The organism is Vibrio sp. 10N.247.311.47 (assembly GCF_041467535.1).
Classification (GTDB): Bacteria; Pseudomonadota; Gammaproteobacteria; order Enterobacterales; family Vibrionaceae; genus Vibrio; species Vibrio crassostreae_C.
In genome coordinates this window covers 216,057-231,109 of the sequence record NZ_JBFSUR010000004.1, presented here as the reverse complement: position 1 = coordinate 231,109, position 15,053 = coordinate 216,057, and the positions used below count along the sequence as shown (strand labels likewise).

The window sequence follows — 15,053 nt, the reverse complement described above, 5'->3', positions numbered from 1 at the left end:
CAAGCGCTCACGCTGGGTGTTGTTGAAAAATAGAGGCAACTTAAATCCACGGCAAGACAGCTATCTTACAGAAATATTGAATATCAATAAGGACTTAATGACCACTTATATACTCGGGGCACAACTCAAAGAGCTTTGGTATTGTGAATCAGAAGCACATGCTAAAGGGCTCTGGGAGGCGTGGTGGGCACAAGTACAAGAGAGTGGAATTAAGCCATTGAAAGAGTTCGCACGAAAACTGAGTCCTTATCTTCACGGTATTATCGCATCGGCAAGTTATCCGCTAAACACCTGCACCCTAGAAGGGATAAACAACAAGATAAAGCTAATCAAGCGAATGGGGTATGGGTATCGAGATACCGACTACTTCTTGGAAAGCCGCGATGAACCACAAATAAGCGGCTCTTTTTTAGCCCAACTTTCTGCTCTTAAACCTTATCGACTGTATCCGCCCCATGAACCCACGGGACGATATTGTTAATACGTGAGCGCCGCAATCACACTGTTAGCGCTAAGGAACCTTTGAAACCGTCATCAAAGCTCACTCATAATAAGCTATTATTTACAGTAGATTTCGGTTAATTTTCCAAAGGCCATTATGAAAAACAAACTGAGTTTAGCAATTCAAGCATACTGCAACTGGATTGATTCAAACATTATTGAAATTGCTTATGTCGGTTCCATTCTAGTTGTGATTCTAACGCTCATCATCAATCTTATTTAGGCTTCCATTTCCTAAATATTAGTTTCCTTTACTCATTACCGAGCTTTTCTAAAAGCCTCAGAGTTAAATCAATCACCTCATGGATTTGGAGTTTTACGCCTTCAAATAGCTGCGTGAGCGGATCTATTTTTGAGGTTGCAGCTTCAACAATGACTGATTTACCTCAACGATAAACTGATAACCTCTCATTCAATGAATCCTATCTTTTTAACCATTGCCTTGTTCGTTTGTAGGGGCCCGTCCTCTATACACGACTATTGGTTACGCTTGAATGAGGATACTATTGAATTAGAATGCCCCTCAAACATATATCGCCTTGGTGATTGAGAAACAAACAGAATGAAACAAACAAATCATATCGAACAATGCCAGCAAGAAATTTTGAGCTTTTCGGACCGATTACATCAATCTGGTTGTGCGCCTTACTCGGTAGCTCAATACACTCAAGCTTATGCAAAACGCCAGAACATTGATGTCTCTATTGATGTGACCCCGACAAAAGTCATCACTATTTTTGAGCAACCCACGCAAAAAGTCGTGATGGAAAACAAAAAACCACCCTCGGTTAACTTACGTGATTTAGTCGCAACGCTTAAAGGGTTTTCGACTCATTCCCATTACGAAGGTTCAGAAACCTACTCGAATCGTACCTTGTGCTTTGCCAATTTATTGCTTCCGCCATGTTATTTAATGTTAGTTGGCAGTACTTATCTGGCGGTCGGTTTATCCATTATTCTGGGCGCTATAGCCTGGCTAGCACAAATTTTCCTGACTGGGCCAAGAAGCATTCTTGTCGAGTTCTTTGTCGCCTTAGTAGCCAGTTTTTTAACCGGTATGATAGCGGCACAGGTTCCCGGCTTACCAACATTGGCACTGTGCATTTCTTCCATTGTCCTTTTTATTCCTGGGTTAACCGTCACCAACGGCTTAGCCAGTCTTGCTCTCAATGACTTTCGGTCAGGTATCGAACTGCTTGCACAAAGCGCACTCATAGTAATGAAAATATTCATCGGCATTGTTATGGGGTTAGGCTTAGCCAACATAATCAATCAACCATTATCGGTACCGGTATTTATTGATGAAATCCCATTCGTTCTTCATGTCACCGCACTGATCGGGATTTCTGTCGCTATTGGCCTTATTTTCAACGCAAGTATGACAGAAATTCTCTTAGGCCTTCCTGTCGCGGCAATTGGCATGTGGGGGCCACATTGGTTTACTTCCGATTGGGTTGTAGGTACATGGGTAAGCACAATACTCATTACGCTTTACGGGTTGGGGATGGGAAAATTGCGTCACGTTCCACCACTCATATACATTATTCAAGGGATCATCATTCTTGTCCCCGGTAGTCGAATCATTGTCGGAGCAAGTGAGTCCTTCTTTGCGACCTCCATTTTACCCATTCCGAATATTGGTCTGTCCGCCTTGCTGATGTTTGGCGCGATTATGGCGGGACAAATCATGGTTTATTCTATATTTAGTCGTCATTTTGATTCCATCATTGAGGACTAACCATCGAGCTAACAATCGCTGATCAACACGCCCCAATAACCCACGATTGAGTCTTTATCTGCTTTTTGACGTTAACCGATTCTGAGAAGGTACTGATGAACAGAGTCTCGAAAATCGATAAGACTATTTTGTTTCAGATGGCGAGGGGAATGAGCAATATGGATTTGGAAAAACCGAATAGAATCGAAAGTAGCCAATAATTCAATAAGATAAGGATGCTTAGGATGAGTCAATGCAAAGTAGGCAGAGGTAAGCTAGGTATAGGCAAGCGCTAGGTTGATAGGCTTGCCATCTACTCCATTTCCGTTCTAACTACGCCACCAGTGCGTTCAGTTTTTTACGCATACTCTCTTTATCAAGGCCACCTTTAGGTCCAATGAAGACTAACCGTGACGAACGAGATTCATCATCTTCCCATGCATCTCCAACCGTCACATTGGCTCGCTGGCCCGTGCACTGAAATACACAGCGATGATCAGGACGATCGGTTAAATTTAAAATACCTTTCATGCGATAAGCATCAATTGAAAACTGTTGCAGTAGAGGATACAAACTTTGTAGATTAAGCGGTTGATCAGTTTCAAAGCTGAATGTTTCGAAATCATGATTCACGTGATGACAGTGCTCATCATGACAATCATGGTGCTGGCATTCCCTTTGATCACCCGCTATTTTGTTAGTGACAAAGCGCGTACTTTCAGGGGCATCAAATAAGATAGGTAAATCCACTTCGCCGAATGAAATATCAATCAATTTAGCAAACGGAGCTTGTACTCGGCACCATGCTTTGACTTGCTCTAGTTTATCAGCATCGACTAGGTCAACTTTATTAACCAGAACAATGTCAGCCACTTGAATTTGCTGCTTCGACAACGTCTCCATTGGGCCTTCTAGCCCTAAAATGTTTTCCGCATCGATCGTCGTCACGATTGCATTTAAAGGTGCGTGTGCCTGCAGTTCCGGATCTTCAAATTGAAGTGCCACTTCTTTGGGTTCTGCGATACCTGAAGTTTCAACAATAATATGGTCTGGGCGTTCCTCTAATGCGAGTAAACGCATTACCGAAACGACTAGTCCTTCTGCAAGGTTACAACAGATACAGCCATTCTCTAGGCTGATCATATTTTCACTTTCAGATTTAACTAACTCCGCATCAACATTGATTGATCCAAAATCATTGACGATCACAGCCATGCGCATTCCATTTGCATTGGTTAATATATGGTTTAGTAGGGTCGTTTTCCCTGCTCCTAAAAATCCGGCTAAAATTGTTACTGGAATAGGCTTCTTGCTCATAGCATGCTCTCTTTCGATTTTCGTTGTCTATATTTACTCGGTAAGCAATAAAAAAGGTTGAGCTAATGCCCAACCTTTTAAGTCAGGATAACTTAGCCAGTAACTTTGTTGCGAACCGCTTCACCTGGGTTTGAATCTAACAACATTTCACCAGCTTCAATGATAGGTGTCCCGTTTACAAGTACGTATTTCATGCCTGTAGAAAGGGCATTTGGTTTATCAAATGTTGCAACGGCTTTTACTTCATCAAGTTTGAAAATAGCTAAATCAGCATCTTTACCTACTTGAATACGACCTTTATTTGCCATTTGTGGCACAGCATCCTCAAGAATACGACATGCGTTTAAGCTAGTTCTTTCCATCGCTTCTACTAGTGTTACCGCTTTGTATTCCTCGACATATTTTTCAATAAAACGAGAGAAACAAGCAAGTGAGCGAGGGTGAGCTATTGCGTTGCTTGGAAGTGGCCATACATCACCTTCAATTAATACGCCTTTATCATCCATCCAAGGCATTGCATCTGAAGCGATAGCTGCACCTGGGAACAATACTGAACGGTCCATTTTAGCGCGATCTTCTTTGTTCTCATCGGGTTTTAAGAAGTGCATGACAACCACGGTACCGGGCGCTGATGCTTGTAGTTCAGTGACTTTTTCTTGGTTTAGTGCTTTACCATTCGCTTCCATGTAGCTAGCGCTTGGTACACCCCAACGTTGTAACCAATCGTCACCACGGAAAACTTCTGCGCCAATAACGGAAGAGCCAGCACCATAAGGATAAGCTTCAGTAGTAACGGCTAAACCTTGATCAATGGCGGATTGAACTAAATCGGCACAATCTTCGATATCTTGTACTGACGTGCTGTTGAGGTGACAAATGTGCATGTGTGCACCCGTTGTCGCCGACAGGCTAATGAGTTCTTGGTATGCTTCAAAGCTTGATTGTGGCTCTGCGCTGTTTAGGTAACGAACGTGAGTGTAGGTTGGTACTTCATAGCGTTTTGCTAGTTTAGCAAGATCATAGTACTCTTTGTGGCCATAACCTGGTGCGTAACCCGCGTTAATACCAATGCCTAAGCCCCCCTCTTTAAGACCTTGCTCAACCGAGCCCAGAATTTGTTTTAATTCATCTGGGGTTGCTAGGGTATTTTGCCAATTGTTTTTAGAAAAAGCTTTCTGGAACCAAACAATCGTACCATCAGGAGCAGGCATCGTAGGTTCTTTTGCTTGAATACGAGCGTAAGTCCATGCTACAGAAGCGCCGTAATTAATCGGGCGACCTTCAGCAGCAGTAATATCGTAGTACGTTCCGATTGGGAATAGACCAGATTCCATCTCAAGAGCGGTGGTTACGCCATCGAATGCTTGAGCACGGGCAGCAGGAAGTTGTTGTCCGTGAGCGTGCATATCGATAAAGCCAGGTGCAACCACGAGACCTTCAGCATCGATGATTGTTTTGCCTTGCAGCTTTTTGTCTGAGATTGCAGCAATACGCTTACCTTTAATACCGACGTGACGAATTGCGTCGAGTCCAGTTTCAGGATCAACAACACGGCCATTTTCGATAACGATATCAAATGGCCCTTTCTCGTTAGGCATCAGTTTGATGTTTTGGCCAACCAGTTTTTCAGGGGCTGCATGTAAAACAGAGGCAAAAGGCAGTGCCGCAGCCCCAACCGCTAACTTAGTCAAAGTCGAACGTTTATCTGTATCGACACCATCAAGTAATACTTGCGTAGCGTCCAATTCATTTGGGTCGTAATTTTTCATATTGATACCTGTTATGTTTGTTGTAAAAAAATACTAGTTCATGATTGCTATGAAAACTATGCTGCATGTAGAAAAATCAATCGATTGACTAACACCCACCTTTCCATCATTAGAATCCACTGCCAACCGTTATATAAAACGCGCTGTCAACGTCACTAAAAGCGAGGTCTACCCCCATGTGTAACCCATATCAGCAAGCTATCTGATAGCGAAATCCAGCACCATACGCATCGACACTTTCATCGTCTGACAGACTGCCCTCTACTGTCGCTTTACCCAGGCCATAAAACGCAGAAACGGTCCAACGATTATCAATCGCATTATCGTATTCCGCGACAACACCCAGCCCAGAGGTCACCGAGCTCTGGCCAATAATCTGTTTCACACCCAGCATCAATGGTGTGTTTGCCACTCGAAACTGGAGCTGCTGAAGCGCAGCGACTCCCGAGTTTTTTGTGCCGAATTGAATCGTTTTGTTGTACGACGCACCTATACTGAACTCTTTGAAAATATCGAGGTTCGCCTTTCCAGCGCCAACGCCACCCGTATATCGAATGGTATCTTTTAGCCACGACGGTATCACCGTTAATGTCGGTATCAGAACCTGCGCCATATTCAAAGTCCCCACCATGAATAAAGACATACACGGGTAATGACTCTGAATCATTGATCTCCGAAGGACGCCAAATATTAAGATTCAAGCAATCTTCAGATTGCTCTTGCTGGGTTATTTTAAGCTGTGGGCACACGGCGCTAAATTGTGTCGCATCTATAGCGCTATCAGCATTGTCTTCTAATTGACGGAGTGACTGTGCTGAAAACGTTGTTGATCGGCGTAAGTGATTCCTTTAAACGCTTCAATGGATACGCGTTGCTCGTCACCTGCTAAGGTATTGATCACAACAGACTCTCTATTTGCGAAAAGAGTCGCGTCCCCGATGGGTACTGAAACCTGCTCTGTTGGTAATGTCTGAAGCGGTTCTGGCTTAATAGGACGAGAGCTGGTTTCATCACTACCCCACGCAGAAAGAGCAACAGTGATAGCGATAACCATGAGTGAGCGATGCGTTAAATTCATGGTTGTACCCATAAATGTGTTCGGCCATCTGACCTGATATTGGTATCATCAAACCTGAGAATCCCTATGCTCAGCCATGCTCATTTCTGGAGTATTTGAAGTATTTTTTCTTTATGGTGCGATATTAATTCACTCTTTAAATTTGAATAAATCGCTTATGCAGGACGTGATCCTACATATATTCACTACCGTGAGTGGATGTCGCTTTTTATTTATCACAAAGACTTCTTGTTGTACCTTATTTGGCTGACTATCTAGGGTTGATAAAATTTCAACGGGTTCTTGAAACAGCTCTATAGGGGGTTGCTGTGACTCTCCTTCTGAAGCTTCAAACTCATCAAAGAACCCAAATATGTTATTAGAGTCCGATGGCATAGTTAGCACCAAACGTAAGTTTCGAGGCCAAAGCCAATATTGTTGAGGTCTGTTTTGACTTGACCCGAAGAGGTCCAAGGTAGAAGTGCGTCGATATCAGGCTCTGCTTTCGCCAGCTCTTTCATGCACTTGACCATGTAGTCTTAGAGGATAAGACCGTTGGCTTTCGCGGTCTCGATGATGCTGTAAAGCATCGCGCTCGCATCAGCACCGTTTGGTGTGTTGGAGAATAGCCAATTTTTCCTGCCAATAACCAGCGGTTTAATTGCGCGTTCAGCGCGATTATTATCGATAGATAAGTGACCATCGTCGATATAACGAATGAGTTTAGGCCATTACCCGAGCTTGTACTTTATTGCTTTGCCTAGTGGGCTAGAGCCTATCACCTTCTGGGTTGTCATCCATTGGTAAAGCTCATCCAGTATCGGCTTGGCATACGCTTAACGCTCTGCTTTGCGTTCTTCGGCAGGCGCACCTTTTAAGCTTGATTCTATCCCGTAGAGCTTTTGGGGTTTAGCCAGCACTTTATCAGCCTTGCCCGATTTACCTTCCCCTTGAAGCTTCTTCGCGTCCATGAACTTGCGTTAAGCACCCCACATTAGTGACGTGATGCAGACCATGATAAGCCGTGTAGCCATCGGTTTGTAGATAACCGTTGTAGTCACCTAAAAAGTCCACGGGGCACACCCTCGCGCGACTGTTTTGATAGTCGTACAAGGCGATTTTTTCACATTCGGCAGTGCCGCTTCGGGCGAGTCAGCGCCTGAGCAGTAAAGCCACATATAACACTGCTTCTCTTCTTTGAGCACATTGAGCGGCGTTTCATCCGCCTGAACCACCACTTGTTGAAGTAGGTTCTCCTTCAAGGCCACATACAGCGGGGCGAACTTCTCACTGACTTGGATAACCCACCTTGCCATGGTGGCGCGTGATAGCTCGATACCCGACTGGGTAAACAGCGATCATCAATCAATGCATTGGGTGCTAACTCTTGTCCTCCACCCGCTAAGCGACCATTACAAAAAGCACCAACAAGGATCTCGCCGGTAAAGCTGCCTTTGTCTATGGGCAACGTGCCACTGTAGGGCTTAAAGCCAAGTGCTTTCACCACACCTGTTAGTGTATACGCACCGCCACCGAGAAAATCTTTAAGCTCGACTGGCGTTTCAGCTGTGACTTCAGCACCAAAACCCGCCGCAGCGACATTCATAAAATAGCGGTCATTCGCACGCGCGCTATCCACCGCAAACGCCTTGCCTTCCAGCGCTAGTTCAAAAGCACCCGAAATATCGTTAGGTATTCCCGTTGCGGTAGCAAAATCATTCGCAGTGCCCATTGGGATAAGCGCCAGTTGTGGTCTTTCACTGGCACGGAACTGGTTGAGCGCGTTAACGGCTTCATTCACCGTTCCATCGCCACCGACAACAATCAGACGCTTAACACCATCGCATATTGCCTCGCTTACCAAACGAAACATGTCCGACGATTCCCAAGTCACTCTAACTTGCAGGTCAATATCATTGTCCCTCGCCGCAAAGATGGCTTGCCTTAATTCCGGGATATTGGCTTTCTTTCCGTTTAAAATCACGCGAATGCTGTCCATGGCTATGTCCTTGTATAGGCTAACTTGATAACTCTTTTGCTGCCGCTTTGATCTTAGATCGTAACCACTTATGGCTTGGTTCATTAGTACGGCTTGGATGCCAAATCATACACATATCGAGGTCTTCCAACTCGAAGGGTAATGGTAGTGTTTTTACCGCGTACTTTTCAGCAAAACAACGCACTGATGAAATAGGCATTACTCCGATGTACTCAGAGCCTTCGATAACAGGAAGCATCTCTACAACGCCCGCTGCGCGATACACGATTCTACGTTTCTCAAGGTCACTATAGTGCTCAGAGCTTAATAAGCTTTTGCGCGCATGCCACCTAGAGACCACCACATGCTCGAGTGCTAAGAACTGTTCCATATCGATGGTATCGCCAACCGTAGGATGATCACTACTACACACCACGACCAGCTCTTCTGTAGAAATCACCTCGTGCTTAAGCATGGTTCTTCCTTTAGGCGTCATATCAACAATCACGTCGTGTCTTTGCAGCCTTAAATCAGACTCATAGTCTTCGGTAAACAGAGGATGAACCTCTAACGCGATACCTGGTGCGACTTGGCTGATTAACCGCATGACTTTTGGCATCATTTCGTAGCTCGCCGCCGAGACGCAGGCAATGGAAAACACGCGGCCTGAGGTTTTAGGATCGAAGTCTCTTGATGCGGATAAGGTAGAAGTAAAGTTTTTAAGTGCAGCGGCCATTGCAGGATAGATATCAATAGCGAATGTGGTTGGCTCTACGCCTGATGTGGTGCGATGAAACAGTGGCTCATCATAGATATCTCTCAACCTTGCAAGTGCTTTACTCACTGCTGGTTGGCTTATATCCATGCGATTAGCAGCTCTAGATAAGTTCTGCTCTTCATAAATAGCGACAAATATAGGAATTAGATTTAGTTCGGTACTTTTCATACAGTTCCATATTAAAGAAACAGGTTCTCCATAGTAGAGAACCTGCCGATTATGTTCGATGCGAATAACTAAAGTTTGCTACTTAGTTCTATCTTTTAAGTTTGGCAAGGCTTTAGGGATTTTCAAGCGAGCGGCAATTGAACGAGAATTGCTTGAGTTTGATGTGTCACTGGGCAAGTTACGTAACCCTTTCCATAAACGAGTGAATACGTTTTTATCTTCACATCCTTGTTGAAGGGCTTCGCTATCTTCTAGCCAACGCTTTTGTCCATTTGATTTACCATGTTGCGCTTTATCCAGTTGCACTTTATTCAGTTCTAACTTAGAGGTTTGGTTTCGCAATTGACGGTAGATAAAGGTTCTTAATGCAGCCCAATTACCTTGCTTAACTAAACGACGTAGTACCAGCCAACTCAGTGTTGGGCGGTTTGCGTAGTAACGCTTAACCGAAACAATAAACGCAATGCAGACTAACAACACCAAACCAACACTAATAAACACCGACATGTAGGCCTTGATGAAAGATTGGACTGTGTGTTTGGCTTCAAACACTTCGCCTTTTATCACCACGTTTTCAAGGCGTTGATTTTTGCTGTCCCACCACTGAAATGAAAACTCTGGCAGCGTAAACTCACCACCCTGCTGAATCACATATACAGTCTGTTCAACTCGGCTTGAGCGATAATCACCACGTTCTTGAGTGTCATCCAAACGATTGGGCTGTGGGTAAGCTTGGAACTGCTTAGTGGACTTATTGGTTAGCACATCTGGCAGCAACACAGAAAAGCTGTCTTTTGCCTTAATCGTGATAGTTCGAGTAATAGCATCGCCAACTTTTAGCTCTTCACTTGAGCGTTGCCATTGCTGCTCTATATCTACTTCTGTCGCAGAAAACCAAGGCGTTTCATTATCGAGTAAACCTGAAGGCAACGAAGCTTCAAACTTAATCGGCTGCGTGTAAAGCGTACCGCCCACGTTTGAACCATCAGGAGCAGAAACTTGGATACGAACCGGTACGGTTGGAATAACAAACTCACCGGAAGTCATCGGATAAAGCGTCACTTCCCAACGCTGACGTGACCATGTAGTACCACCGACTCTTTCTGTGTAGTTCGTCGCGAGTTGGTTACGCTGCTTAGCGATAACGTTAGGGATTTCGATACTGCCGATTCGAGTGCCGCCCGTTAACCAGCGCGGTGTCGCCACCTCAATGTTCAGAATGACCTGCTCATTTACGCTCACTTTAGTCGGCGTTATCTTATCGCCTGACTTTGGCTTTTCCCCTACCCAAGCGATAAGCTCAACGTCACCACTTTTTTGGAGATCGAAGATATCTGCAGCAGAAACAAAAGTAGGGAAAACAGTGCTAATCAATAGAACCATCGACACAAGCAAGGTCTTGGTTGGTTTAAAGGACTCTGAGCGCCCTACCTTTACTTGAATCGATTCAAGAGCTAAATCATATCGACTCATTGCGTTTGCTCCTGTTTTGATGCCTGTTCCTGTTTTGGTGTCTGTTCGATAGAAGGCGCAGGATCTCTTAACTGAATTTGGAATTTGGATTTCAAGAAGAACTTAGGATCGGCTTCTACTCGCTTTAACCACTTGTCGGCAAGCTCTTGGCTGCCCAAGATTTCATTGGCGTTAAGTGTTTCCTTAAGCATCAATTCCGCTACCGTTTCTTCTTCAGCGCCATCACCCGTTCGCGGCTGATCGTCTTCGAGTTCTAAAGATTCTTCAGGGCCATCTGTGGTTCCAGACTGGCTTTCACTGGTTCGGTTTACCTCTTCGACAATTCCACTAAGCACAGCAAGATTGTTCTCCACATCCGTTCTTAGTTCTGGTGACAGATCCTCTTTCTCGCTTAATGATTTCAAAAGGTCTCGTGCGGCAAGGTATTCACGCTGCCTGGCTAACGCGCTCGCCGCGTTGTATAAACCAAGATCAGTTTTGGTTTGCAGGAATGCGCTGTGAGCGAGCTTAAAATCACGAGCATAGTAGTAAGCCGCGCCCTTTCTCATTGGGTCAGTAAAATGTTTTGCCGCTTCAAGGTATTCTTTCTGATTCAACAGGCGTTGACCTTGCTGGTCGGGCGTTAACCATAAGTCCCACCACCATTGAGCTGTTTTGTCCCAAGCCGTAACCGACTCCACCACAACGGGTTTCTCAGCCGTTAAGTTGACTGTTTTCGCCAAAATGCTTGGTGAATACATGCTGCTTGTGATCATCAAACCAACGACACACCACTGCACCAGCCAGCCTTTTCTGAACCATAGCAACATAATGAAAGCCATTGGAATAAGCAGTCCATAGCCCATGTCTTTCCAAGGCATTGAAGATTCGCCGTTGAGCTGCATGTTTCTTTCAACCGCTCTGTTCAGTTGTTGGATATCCGAATCATCAACGGTCACCTCAACCACTCGTCCGCCCGTCTTGCTCGCTAAGCTACGCAATGAATCGAGATCGACTGGATTATCACTCACCACATTGCTATTTCCTGCGGCTAGAATGAGCAACTGATACGGATTGTCGTTAAAGAAACTCTCGTACGCCCTAATGGTGCTTGGGTTTACACCATCTGATACCAACAGTACAGAAGAGCCTAACTCACCAGACAGTTGCTGATTAATCAATGGCAGTGCTTCTTCTGCTGACTTACCTGATACCGGCATGATATCGGGTGTGATAGCCGCTAGAAACGGTTCGAATACCTTGCTGTCTTGAGTGACGGGCATCGCGACGTGTGCGCTGCCTGCATAAACCACTAAGCCCGTATTACCGCCTTTCCGAGCTGCCAATAAGTCTCTAATTTTCTGCTTAGATCGTTCCAAGCGACTCGGTGGTAAGTCTTTAGCGAGCATGGATTCACTGTTATCAAGCACAACCAACATCGACGCTTTGTCTTCACCAAAAGGCGAAGCCTCACGCTGCCATGTTGGGCCAGAACAGATAATGATGGCGATAGTTACAATCACCACCAATAGCTTCAATGGCAGCTGCTTACGCCAGCCTGTTTCGCCAATGGTCAATGCATCACGTAAGTGTGCAGGTAGAATGTCTTTCCACGTTGGTTTGGTCTCTTCTCTCCAACGAACCCATAGCAGGAAGAACATCGGAATAAAGGCCAACAACCACAAAGGTCGGATAAAATGAAACTGGGTAAAGACCTGTTGCAGAGTGAGAGAATCAGGCATCACTCTCTCCTTTCAAATTCTTAACAGAAGAAGCGAGCAGCGATCTTCGGCGTATCGTTGCTAAGCTGAATGCGGTCAAATACATCACTACAACAATCGCCATCAAATAGTGGTGCAGCCCCTGTTTAGGGCGATAAGTGGTACTTTCATATAACTGAGGTTCAAGCTCACCAATCTGAGCATAGGCTTTGGTCAGTTCGTCGCGGTTAAGTGCTTCAAAGGCTTCGCCACCTGACTCTGGAGCGACACGCTTGATGGTTTCCATATCCAGAGCAACCTCTCCAACGGTTTGCGGATCGCCCATCGCAATAACGTGAATTCGAACGCCTTTAGCCTTGGCGACTTTTGCGGCATCGATAGGCTCAACAAAACTTCCTGTATCATTACCGTCTGTTAATACGATCACGACTTTCTCTTTTTCGTTGGTGTCGACGTTTGAATCTTGAACGGCAGCACTTTGCTTTTCACTTTGTTCAAACACCTTGATCGCCAAGCCAATTGCATCGCCCAAGTGCGTACTTTGCCCTGCCATCGCGACATCGGTTTGATTAAGCAGTTCAAGCCATACATCTTGGTCCGCGGTAAATGGCGTTTGTACAAACGCTGCATCACCAAACAAGATCAAACCGAGTCGGTCACCTTTTCTGGTTTTCGCAAAATCAACCAGCACCTCTTTGGTCGCATCTAAACGAGAGATTTTATCGCCTTGTTTAGAAGTGAAATCTTGCTCCGCCATTGAGCCAGACAAATCGACCACCACCATCACATCACGACCCAATTGTTCGCGAACCTGTGGCTCACCAAGAATGGTTGGTTTCGCTAACGCACACACGACCAATACCCAAGTAATAATGAGCGTGGTTCGTTGCCACCAGCTTGGAGTTAACTGGCTTGCACCTTCTGACGGTGCTTCCCCAATCGCTTCTACCAATTCTCGAAAAAATGGCACCTTAATCGCCATTTGCTTAGTTCGATAAGCTGGCACCGCAAAGTAGACCAACAACGGTAAAGGCAGCGCAAAAAACCACAGCGGATGCGCAAATTCAAAACTGGCAGATAAAACATCAAACATTGTCTTGCCCCTCAACCGTTACCTGTACATTCGGCTTGTGAAGTTTTAGCCACATCATCGCGGTTTGAATTACCTCTAAACGCTGTTCAAAGCTCAAACGCACATTAGGGTCAATTAGGCTTTGCATCCATAATTCCGAAACTTCATCGGCAAAGAACGCATTGCTGTTTTCACTCGTGTTGGCGCTAACAGGCAGATAAGCGTTCAAACGGTTCACATAAGCTTGGCCAAACAACTTGGCATTACTGCTGTCTAGGTAACGAAGCACCACTTTGAGGACTTTAAAGGTTCGTTCGGTTGAGTTCTTGTCTCTTGCATCCAGTACCATGAGTTCTTGAAGCGCTTCTTTGCGATAACGGTTATTCCACCACCTTAACGCCAAGCGATAAGCCAGATAGATAGCGACCAATAACAGAATAACGCCAAGGATCTTCCAGCCGATCGTTTGAGGAGCCCAGCTCACACTGTCAGGAATCGCTACATCGTGCAGTTCGCGAAGGATATAAGTACTTGGAGGCGTATGTTCAACAGCCATTTAGCGCCCTCCCACTAGTTTCTGCAGCTGTGATATGTGATTGCCCGACGTGTCTAATTCTATATAAGGGAGGTTTTTCATCGCCATCAATTTAGCAAGGGACAGTTTCTGAAGTGCCGCTTTTTGGGCAAGGCTTTTACTTGCGAGGTTAACCTTAGATTGGCTATCCAGATTAAGTTGAAAGCGACCATCACCCACCACCCAGTTTGCGCTTGCCAGATCTTTAGGCAATGATTGTTCTAATGGATCGGTGACCATAATGGCTAAGATGTCGTTGTGTTGTTGCAGTTGCTTTAGTCGGTCAAGATGTTGCTCTTGGCAATCTCGCCAATCACTAATAAAGATTAAGGTCGATTGCTTTAATCTCATTCGTTTTATCAGTTCAATCCACTGGCTAAATCCAACACCTTCGCTATCGCTCACACTGACACCTAAGCTTTGATTAGCCTTGGTAAGATGTTTTAGCTGAGCCAACAAATCAGATTGAGAACGTTGAGCTTTGGTATGAAACAGTTTTTGGTGCGAGGCCAAAACGAAGCCAACTCGATCACCATCTTTCAGCACTCGCCATCCACACAATGCCGCCACTTCGGCAGCCACAACAGATTTCATGGTGTTTTGAGACGCAAAGAACATCGAACTGCGCTGATCGACACAGATCATCACATTACGGTCTTTCTCTTCGGTATAGCTACGAACATGAGGCTTACCCGTTCGCATCGTAACTTTCCAATCGAGATTACGGATATCATCACCCAATTGGTAATGACGTAATTCTTCGAAGTTCAAACCACGACCACGGAACAAAGAGTTATGTCTGCCCGAAAGTACGCTGCCCGCTTTTAAATGAGGTAACAGTGAAAACGACTCAGCTTGAGCCTGAATTCGCACTAACCTTGAATAATCACAATACAGTCGTGGATCAAGGCCTTGCGATTTGGGAGCTTGTGTTGGCTTCGCCATGACG

At 45.2% G+C, this 15,053-nt stretch carries 13 protein-coding genes and 1 pseudogene; 2 read left to right on the top strand and 12 right to left on the bottom strand.

Annotation, left to right across the window (positions count from 1 at the left end):
- Both AB6E51_RS04715 and AB6E51_RS04710 read left to right on the top strand, forming a co-directional pair.
- The coding region (locus tag AB6E51_RS04715; protein ID WP_372139827.1) for a transposase at window positions 1-481 on the top strand (481 nt) is incomplete at its 5' end.
- A 582-nt stretch (window positions 482-1,063) separates the two neighbouring features.
- Window positions 1,064-2,239 carry a threonine/serine exporter family protein gene (locus AB6E51_RS04710; RefSeq protein WP_017064690.1) on the top strand — a complete coding sequence of 392 codons (1,176 nt, stop codon included), beginning with the start codon at window positions 1,064-1,066 and terminating at the stop codon, window positions 2,237-2,239.
- 312 nt (window positions 2,240-2,551) lie between these two features.
- Here the strand turns inward: AB6E51_RS04710 and AB6E51_RS04705 are convergent, their stop codons facing one another.
- The 12 genes and pseudogenes from AB6E51_RS04705 to AB6E51_RS04650 form a co-directional block, all read right to left on the bottom strand.
- Window positions 2,552-3,535 (bottom strand): GTP-binding protein, encoded by a 984-nt coding sequence (locus AB6E51_RS04705; protein WP_108202790.1) that lies wholly within the window; start codon window positions 3,533-3,535, stop codon window positions 2,552-2,554.
- 92 nt (window positions 3,536-3,627) lie between these two features.
- On the bottom strand, window positions 3,628-5,304 hold the full coding sequence (locus tag AB6E51_RS04700) for an amidohydrolase family protein (protein WP_017062008.1): 1,677 nt from the start codon (window positions 5,302-5,304) through the stop codon (window positions 3,628-3,630).
- Window positions 5,305-5,624: 320 nt separating this feature from the next.
- Window positions 5,625-6,053: a carboxylesterase family protein gene (locus tag AB6E51_RS04695; RefSeq protein WP_372058240.1), complete on the bottom strand. Its 429-nt coding sequence runs from the start codon at window positions 6,051-6,053 to the stop codon at window positions 5,625-5,627.
- 44 nt (window positions 6,054-6,097) lie between these two features.
- A complete protein-coding gene (locus tag AB6E51_RS04690; RefSeq protein ID WP_372058241.1) occupies window positions 6,098-6,382 on the bottom strand; it encodes a hypothetical protein in 285 nt (94 codons plus the stop codon).
- Window positions 6,383-6,759: 377 nt separating this feature from the next.
- A pseudogene (gene tnpC / locus AB6E51_RS04685) lies at window positions 6,760-7,719 on the bottom strand (IS66 family transposase); the annotation flags it as partial.
- Window positions 7,620-8,360, bottom strand: a complete 741-nt coding sequence (gene yegS, locus AB6E51_RS04680; protein ID WP_108111935.1) for a lipid kinase YegS — start codon at window positions 8,358-8,360, stop codon at window positions 7,620-7,622. The pseudogene tnpC and the gene yegS, both read right to left, overlap by 100 nt.
- A gap of 19 nt (window positions 8,361-8,379) precedes the next feature.
- A complete protein-coding gene (locus AB6E51_RS04675) occupies window positions 8,380-9,285 on the bottom strand; it encodes a LysR family transcriptional regulator (protein ID WP_372058242.1) in 906 nt (301 codons plus the stop codon).
- 78 nt (window positions 9,286-9,363) lie between these two features.
- Window positions 9,364-10,758: a BatD family protein gene (locus tag AB6E51_RS04670; RefSeq protein WP_372058243.1), complete on the bottom strand. Its 1,395-nt coding sequence runs from the start codon at window positions 10,756-10,758 to the stop codon at window positions 9,364-9,366.
- Window positions 10,755-12,479, bottom strand: coding sequence for a VWA domain-containing protein (locus AB6E51_RS04665; RefSeq protein WP_229648128.1), 1,725 nt, complete (start codon window positions 12,477-12,479; stop codon window positions 10,755-10,757). Before AB6E51_RS04665 ends, AB6E51_RS04670 begins: the two co-directional genes overlap by 4 nt.
- Window positions 12,472-13,551, bottom strand: a complete 1,080-nt coding sequence (locus AB6E51_RS04660; protein WP_372058244.1) for a VWA domain-containing protein — start codon at window positions 13,549-13,551, stop codon at window positions 12,472-12,474. The genes AB6E51_RS04665 and AB6E51_RS04660 overlap by 8 nt, the downstream gene beginning before the upstream one ends.
- Window positions 13,544-14,086 carry a DUF4381 domain-containing protein gene (locus AB6E51_RS04655; protein ID WP_108208755.1) on the bottom strand — a complete coding sequence of 181 codons (543 nt, stop codon included), beginning with the start codon at window positions 14,084-14,086 and terminating at the stop codon, window positions 13,544-13,546. Before AB6E51_RS04655 ends, AB6E51_RS04660 begins: the two co-directional genes overlap by 8 nt.
- A complete protein-coding gene (locus AB6E51_RS04650) occupies window positions 14,087-15,049 on the bottom strand; it encodes a DUF58 domain-containing protein (RefSeq protein WP_372058245.1) in 963 nt (320 codons plus the stop codon).
- Window positions 15,050-15,053 lie beyond the last annotated feature (4 nt).

Coding starts and splice junctions, on each gene's coding strand:
- AB6E51_RS04710 (WP_017064690.1), top strand. CDS start 1,064: ATGAAACAAACAAATCATATCGAACAATGCCAGCAAGAAATTTTGAGC.
- AB6E51_RS04705 (WP_108202790.1), bottom strand. CDS start 3,535: ATGAGCAAGAAGCCTATTCCAGTAACAATTTTAGCCGGATTTTTAGGA.
- AB6E51_RS04700 (WP_017062008.1), bottom strand. CDS start 5,304: ATGAAAAATTACGACCCAAATGAATTGGACGCTACGCAAGTATTACTT.
- AB6E51_RS04690 (WP_372058241.1), bottom strand. CDS start 6,382: ATGAATTTAACGCATCGCTCACTCATGGTTATCGCTATCACTGTTGCT.
- yegS (WP_108111935.1), bottom strand. CDS start 8,360: ATGGACAGCATTCGCGTGATTTTAAACGGAAAGAAAGCCAATATCCCG.
- AB6E51_RS04675 (WP_372058242.1), bottom strand. CDS start 9,285: ATGAAAAGTACCGAACTAAATCTAATTCCTATATTTGTCGCTATTTAT.
- AB6E51_RS04670 (WP_372058243.1), bottom strand. CDS start 10,758: ATGAGTCGATATGATTTAGCTCTTGAATCGATTCAAGTAAAGGTAGGG.
- AB6E51_RS04665 (WP_229648128.1), bottom strand. CDS start 12,479: ATGCCTGATTCTCTCACTCTGCAACAGGTCTTTACCCAGTTTCATTTT.
- AB6E51_RS04660 (WP_372058244.1), bottom strand. CDS start 13,551: ATGTTTGATGTTTTATCTGCCAGTTTTGAATTTGCGCATCCGCTGTGG.
- AB6E51_RS04655 (WP_108208755.1), bottom strand. CDS start 14,086: ATGGCTGTTGAACATACGCCTCCAAGTACTTATATCCTTCGCGAACTG.
- AB6E51_RS04650 (WP_372058245.1), bottom strand. CDS start 15,049: ATGGCGAAGCCAACACAAGCTCCCAAATCGCAAGGCCTTGATCCACGA.